Genomic DNA, 4836 nt, shown 5'->3' with positions numbered 1-4836 from the left:
TGTCGGGAGCCCGCGTCCTCGGAGCCCGGTCCGCCCTGACGGGTCACTTCCTGTCGGGACCCCGCCTCCTCGGAGCCCGGGCCGCCCTGACGGGTCACTTCCTGTCAGGAGCCCCGCTGCCTCGGGGCCCCACCCGACCCGACGGGTCACTTCGTGTCGGGAGCCCCGCTGCCTCGGGGCCCCACCCGACCCGGCGGGTCACTTCGTGTCGGGAGAGCTGCGACCTCGGCGCACCGTCCGCCCCGACGGGCCACTTCGTGACGGGTCTAGGCGAAGAGTGCCTGGCCGATGTGCTCGCCCTCCTTGGCACCAGGCGGTATGGCGAACAACGCCGACCCGCGGTGCTGGAGGTACTCCTGGAGGGCGTCCTGCTTGGCCATGCGGGTCTGCATCGGGATGTACTGCTTGGCGGGGTTGCGGACGTAGGCGATGAAGAACAGCCCGGCGTCCATGCGCCCGAGGTCGTCGGAGCCGTCGGTGTAGTTGTAGCCGCGGCGCAGCATCTGCACGCCACCGTTGCGCGTCGGATGCGCCATCGCGACATGGGAGTTCGCGGCGACCAGCGGCTGGCCCTCCCGCCCCTTGATGGTGAAGTCCGGTGCGGTGAACTCCTTCCCGCCGGACAGGGGCGCGCCCTCGCGGCGGTCGCGGCCGATGATCGCCTCCTGCTCGCGCAACGAGGAGCGGTCCCACGTCTCGAGGTTCATCGCGATGCGGCGGGCGACGAGGTAGGAGCCACCGGCCATCCACGGCGCCTTGGCGTCGTCCTTGGCGCCGACCCACAGGTGGGCGTCGAGCGCGGACGGGTCCTCGGCCTTGAGGTTGGCCGTGCCGTCCTTGAAGCCGAACAGGTTTCGCGGGGTCGCCTGCGCCGTCGACGTCGACGAGGTGCGGCCGTAGCCCAGCTGCGACCAGCGCAGCGACACGACGCCGAACCCGATGCGCGCGAGGTTGCGGATGGCGTGCACGGCCACCTGCGGGTCGTCGGCGCAGGCCTGCACGCACAGGTCACCGTCGCTGCGCGCGGGGTCGAGCGCGTCCGCGGGGAAGTGCGGAAGGCGTTGCAGCGCAGCGGGTTGCCGCGCCGCGAGCCCGAACCGATCCTTGCCGGCGGCGTCCCGGAACAGGGTCGGCCCGAAGCCGAAGGTCAGCGTCAGCCTCGAGGCCGACAGACCGTCCGCCTCGCCGGAGTCGTTGGGGGGCGCGCTGTATGACGTCGGGTCCCCACCCACCGGCCGACCCGCCGTCATCTCGGCGGCCGCCGCGGTCCAGGCGGTCAGCAGGGCGACGAGGTCCTCGCGGGAGGTCGTCGTGACGTCGAACGCCGCGAAGTGCAGCCGGTCCTGGGCGGGCGTGACGATCCCCGCCTGGTGCGCGCCGTAGAACGAGACGCTGTCGGAGGCAACGGCCTTCGCGTCGCCCGCCGTGCCGTCGCCGTCACCACGGCCGTCGCCGTCACCCTCGGAGGCGTTGGCGGTCGCCATACCGCCGGCGAAGCCGACCGCACCGACCGCGGCCGAGGCGGCTCCCCAGCCGAGAAGTCCACGACGAGACAGGGACTCGGGCATCAGATGACGGCGGCAGTCAGCTTGGACAGCGGCTCGGAGAGCGCGTTGACCGCGTCCGACAGCGCCTTCACCTCCTCCTTGGAGAGCTGGTCGTAGGTCTTGAAGCCCTTGCCGACCTTGTGCTGGTCGAGGAGCTTCTGCAGGGCCGAGAACTTCAGCTGCAGCTGGGAGTCCAGCGCGGCGTCCTTCTTCTTGAGGATCGGGCGCAGGCCCTCCCACGCGACGCGGGCCCCGTCGACGTTGGCCTGGAAGTCCCACAGGTCGGTGTGGCTCCAGATCTCCTCCTCGCCGGTGACCTTGCCGGTCGCGACCTCGTCGAGCAGGCCCTTGGCGCCGTTGCCGATCTGGTCAGCGGTGAACTGCATGGACCGGGTGCGCTGGTAGAGCGTCTCGGTGTCCTTGACCAGCTGGTCCGCGATCGCCGCACGCTGGACGGCGGTCTGGGCCGTGTAGCCGGTCTTCGGCGGCCAGAGGTCCTTCTCGGCGACGTGCCAGCCGGTCCACTTCTGGCCCGGCTCGAGGTCGGCCTCGCGCGCGTCCATCATCGGGTCGAGGTCGCCGAAGGACTCGGCCACCGGCTCGATCCGCTCCCAGTGGACGCGGGTGGGGGCGTAGAGCTCCTTGGCCTTGGCCGTGTCACCGGCCTTGTAGGCCGCGGCGAACGCCTCGGTGCCGGTGAGGAGCTGCTCGGTCTGGTCCTTGACGTAGGACGCGTACTGCGTGTTGGCGGTCGCGACGAGCTCCTTGTCGGCGCCCTGGGCGGACAGGTCCGCGCCCGAGTCGGTGACGGTGAAGTCGTGCCGGATGCCGTCGCCGACCATGCCCGGCTTGCACGCCGTCTTGTACGTGCCGGGCGCGGCCTTCAGCACGAGGTCGCGGGTGAGGCCGGGCCCGATGTTCTCGACCTCGGCGACGATGCGCAGGCCGTCCTCGGCCAGGAGGTAGAACTCGGTGACCTTGGAGCCGGCGTTGGTGACCGTGAACTTCACGGTGCCCGAGGGGGCCTCGGCCGCGGAGACCTGGCACTCGGTGTCGGTGGAGGTGACCGTCAGGGTGCCCTTGCCCGCGCCGGCCTGCGTCCCGCCCCCGGAGGAGGTGGTGGCGGAGTTGTCGGTGCAGGCAGTCAGCGCGAGCGCGGCGATCGCGAGGGTCGCGCCGGTGGCGGCGAGGCGGGTCATGCATGAGCTCCTTTACGTATGCCGGACGCCGCGCTGTCACGCGGGGCCGGGGGCTTGGGGCGACGGACCCGCGCGGCGAACAACGCCATGACGGGGAGGACGTAGAGCACCCACGCGGCGACCTCGAGCACGGTCATCGCGGGAGAGAAGTTGAAGACGCCCTTGAGCAGCGTGGCGACCCACGAGCTGGGCTCGATCGTGCCGGACACGTCGAACGCGAGGGTGTGCAGGCCGGGCAGGATGCGCGCCTCCTGCAGGTCGTGGACGGCATACGCCAGGACCCCGCCGGCGATGATGACGAGGAAGGCGCCGGTCCAGCGGAAGAACGCGCCGAGGTCGAGCTTGAGTGCTCCCCGGTAGACGCCGACGCCGAGCGCGACGGCGGTCAGCAGGCCGAGGAGGGCGCCGACCAGCGGTGCCGTGGTGGAGGCGTTGTCGCGGGCCGCGGCCTGCGTGGCCGCCCACAGGAACAGCGCGGTCTCGAGACCCTCGCGGCCGACGGCCAGCATGGCGACCAGCACGAGGCCTCCGCGGGCGCCCTCGACGGCCCGGTCGACCGCCCCCTTGAGCTCGCCGGACAGGGCACGGCTGTGCCGCGCCATCCAAAAGATCATCCAGGTCACGAACCCCACCGCCACGATGGACAGCCCGCCGCCGATGGCCTCCTGCGCCTCGAAGGTCAGGCCCTTGGGGCCGAAGGTGAGCAGCGCGCCGAAGGCGAGGGAGATGGCGATCGCCGCCGCGACTCCCGCCCAGATGCGCCCGAGCAGGTGCTGGCGTCCCGACTTCACGAGGTAGGCGACGAGGATGACGACGACCAGCGACGCCTCCAGTCCCTCACGCAGCCCGATGAGGTAGTTGGCGAGCATGGCAGCCTACGATTCCTGGTCGACGTGAGTGAGGCCTCCCTAACTTAGGCGATGCTGACCTCACCGGGCAACATGACCTCCCCCACAGCCCCACCCCCGCCGCCCCCTTGCGCCATTGGTCACCAATGACGATTTCAGCGCTGGCTTGAACGATCCAAAACGTCATTGGTGACCAAGGGCGGAGGGTGGGAGTCGCGGCGACCTGTGGACAACGCTCAACCCTTCCGCCCCGGCTGTGGATGACCGTATGACGCCGCGAGCTGGCCGCACGACCATCGCTGCATGTCCCTCGTGCTGCCCCCATCGCTGGCCGGACGCCCGGCCTTCACCCGCGCCGAAGCCCTCGCCGCCGGCATGACCATCGCGGACCTCAAACAGCTGGCCCGTGTCTTCCAGGGTCTACGCCCCCTCGCCGCCGCAGACCGTGCTCGAGCAGGCCCGGATGCTCTCCGTCGTCCTGCCCGAGGGCGCGGCATACAGCCATGTGACCGCAGCTCGCCTGCTCGACCTCCCCCTGCCCGCCGGCTGGCTCCCGGAGCAGCTCATCGACGTGCTGGTGGCGGGCACGGCCCACGCGTGCCGTCGCCCCGAGGTGAGGGGCCACCGCGGGCCTGTGCCCCATCACGTAGTGCTGCCCACCCTTGCCACACCCGTGGTGGCCCACGAGCACGTCTTCGCCCAGCTGGCGGGCGAGCTGAGGCGCGAGGACCTCGTCATTCTCGGGGACGCCGTCGTGGGCTGGCGGACCGGTCGCACCCTGGACCGGCTGGTGGCGGCCGTCACCGCCGGGCACCCGGGCAGCGTGGCTGCGCTCGCCGCCCTGGAGCACGTCCGTGAGGGCAGCGCGTCGCCACGCGAGACCCTGTTCCGCCTGCGCTTCCTGGAGGCGGGCCTGCCCGAGCCGGAGCTGAACGCCCCGATCTACGACAGGTCCCGCGGCCTGGTCGCCTATCTCGACATGTACTGGCGGCACCTCGGCGTCGGGTTCGAGTACGACGGGCTGTGGCACTACGAGTCCTCGCACCAGAGGCAGGACGACATCGCCCGGATCCGGCGCGTCGAGCAGCAGGGCGTGCGGGTCGTCGTGGGCACGCGGCAGGACTATCCGCGGGTCGGTGGGGTCCTCAAGCAGCTGCGATCCGCCATGGCCGACCAGGCTCGACTGCTCGGCCGCCCCGTCCCGAGCACGCGCCACGACCCGAGCGCGCGCGCCTTCCCCTC

At 71.5% G+C, this 4836-nt stretch carries 4 protein-coding genes; 1 reads left to right on the top strand and 3 read right to left on the bottom strand.

Annotated features, from left to right (window positions below):
* Positions 1-266: 266 nt before the first annotated feature.
* Genes efeB through efeU form a run of 3 tightly spaced genes read right to left on the bottom strand, consistent with a single transcriptional unit; the run spans position 267 to position 3615 of the window.
* Positions 267-1568: an iron uptake transporter deferrochelatase/peroxidase subunit gene (gene efeB / locus B2P18_RS09200; protein WP_286958205.1), complete on the bottom strand. Its 1302-nt coding sequence runs from the start codon at positions 1566-1568 to the stop codon at positions 267-269.
* The gene (efeO, locus tag B2P18_RS09195; RefSeq protein WP_286958204.1) at positions 1568-2746 is read right to left on the bottom strand and encodes an iron uptake system protein EfeO; all 1179 of its coding nucleotides are present in this window, start codon (positions 2744-2746) and stop codon (positions 1568-1570) included. The genes efeB and efeO overlap by 1 nt, the downstream gene beginning before the upstream one ends.
* Positions 2743-3615, bottom strand: a complete 873-nt coding sequence (efeU, locus tag B2P18_RS09190) for an iron uptake transporter permease EfeU (protein ID WP_286958201.1) — start codon at positions 3613-3615, stop codon at positions 2743-2745. The genes efeO and efeU overlap by 4 nt, the downstream gene beginning before the upstream one ends.
* A gap of 385 nt (positions 3616-4000) precedes the next feature.
* Between efeU and B2P18_RS09185 the strand changes: the two genes are divergently transcribed.
* Positions 4001-4836, top strand: an 836-nt coding sequence (locus tag B2P18_RS09185) for a hypothetical protein (protein WP_286958200.1), incomplete at its 3' end; no start/stop codon positions are given.

Source organism: Arsenicicoccus sp. UBA2120, assembly GCF_002330965.1.
Classification (GTDB): Bacteria; Actinomycetota; Actinomycetes; order Actinomycetales; family Dermatophilaceae; genus Arsenicicoccus; species Arsenicicoccus bolidensis.
The sequence above is the reverse complement of the archived record's forward strand: the minus strand, read 5'-3'. Positions and strand labels throughout refer to the sequence as shown.

Bases quoted from the DNA above. Each gene is read 5' to 3' on its own strand.
- efeB (WP_286958205.1), bottom strand. From the start codon at position 1,568: ATGCCCGAGTCCCTGTCTCGTCGTGGACTTCTCGGCTGGGGAGCCGCC.
- efeO (WP_286958204.1), bottom strand. From the start codon at position 2,746: ATGACCCGCCTCGCCGCCACCGGCGCGACCCTCGCGATCGCCGCGCTC.
- efeU (WP_286958201.1), bottom strand. From the start codon at position 3,615: ATGCTCGCCAACTACCTCATCGGGCTGCGTGAGGGACTGGAGGCGTCG.